We start from the raw sequence: 1443 nt of genomic DNA, 5'->3' as shown, positions 1-1443 counted from the left end.
GGCTCGCGGATCAGCACGCGATCGATGCAGAAAACCCACAACGGCAAAATCGAACAGTCGTATGTCCGGGTCAAGGGCAACCATTCGACGATGAGTGGGAGCAGCGACGAACTCGCCAGCATGAAGCGCGAGACCCAGGGCGATGGCCTGTGGTTCCGCCGCGGCGGCAAGCGCTACGTGGTGCACGATCCTGCGCTGCTGGCCCGCTTCGACGCGCTATTCGAGCCGATCGGCAAGCTGGGCGCGCAGCAGGGCGAGCTCGGCAAGCGCCAGGGAGCACTGGGCCGAGAGCAGGGCGAGCTGGGTCGTGAACAGGGCAAGCTGGTCCGGGAGAGCATCGCGCTGGCGGCGGACCGCATGGACTCCAACGGCATTGCCGCCAAGGCGCAAACACGTGCCCAGACCGAACTGGCGCAGCGCCAGGATGCACTGTCGGCGAAGATGCGCGCGCTCGGCGAACAGCAGGCCGCGCTGGGCCGGCAGCAGGGCGAACTGGGTGCGCGTCAGGGCGAATTGAGCGCGCAGATCGATCGCGAGGTCGACCGCCTGTTCGATGCCGCCATCGCCGCGGGCAATGCGCAGCGGCTGGAGTGATGTCGCCGGCGGCGTGCGCAGCGCCTACGCCGACGCGGCCGCCGCCAGCGCGCGTTCTTCGGCCTCGGCGGCGACCAGGCGCTGCAGCAGCAGCGCCAGCGTGACCACGTCCTGGTGGTTGTGTGCGGCGACGCGGCGCAGGTTGCGCGCGTTGCCGCCGCGCAGGTAGCTCAGCCACGCCGCTGGCGCTTCCGAGCCCGGCAGGTCGTCCTCGCGCACCACGCGCAGCAATTGCCGCTCGATGGTGGCGAGCTTGCAGTTCTCCCAGGTGCCGCGGTAGCGGCGGCGGGTGGGATGCAGCAGATCCACGTGGTCCAGCGCCGACAGCGGATCGGCGCAGCGCGCCAGCCGATAGCGGGTCTTCAACAACGGCGCGTCGTAGCAGCGGCCGTTGTAGCTGGACAGCACGGTGCCCGGCCGCAGCCAGGCGCGGAACGCTTCCAGCATCGCTTTCTCCGCGCCCATCGTTGCCATCAGCAACTGGCGGATGCGCAGGCCCGGGCCGTCGGCCGGATGCACGCTCCAGTCGGCCGCGCCGATCATGAAGGCGCGGGTGCCGGTGCCGCCGGCCAGGCCGGTGGTTTCGGTGTCGAAGAACAGCAGGTCGGTCGGTTCCACCGCATCCTCACGGCGGGCGAAAGCCAGCGACAGCGCGCCGGCGGGGATCGGCTGCGGCAGGAACGCCTCGATCAGGTGCAGCCCGGGTGCGATCTCCACCCCGGGCAGGTGCCGGTCCGGCGCCGCGGCCGGTTTGCGTGCGGATGCAGCCGCGGTGGGCGCGACCGCACGCTCGCGCAGGCCGAGCAGGCGCCGCAGCGCGGACACATCGGTGCCGCCGCGGTCGAACGG

General features: G+C 71.2%; 1 protein-coding gene and 1 pseudogene. One reads left to right on the top strand and one right to left on the bottom strand.

Annotation, left to right across the window (positions count from 1 at the left end):
- A pseudogene (locus D183_RS0112855) lies at positions 1-594 on the top strand (M56 family metallopeptidase); the annotation flags it as partial.
- Between the two features lie 24 nt (positions 595-618).
- On the opposite strand, the gene D183_RS0112850 reads toward D183_RS0112855, so the two are convergent.
- Positions 619-1443 (bottom strand): ribonuclease H-like domain-containing protein (locus D183_RS0112850; RefSeq protein WP_017909353.1); only part of this gene is annotated, 825 nt, incomplete at its 5' end.

The organism is Xanthomonas sp. SHU 199 (genome assembly GCF_000364665.1).
Taxonomy (GTDB): domain Bacteria; phylum Pseudomonadota; class Gammaproteobacteria; order Xanthomonadales; family Xanthomonadaceae; genus Xanthomonas_A; species Xanthomonas_A sontii.
This window is presented reverse-complemented; position numbering and strand designations above follow the sequence as displayed.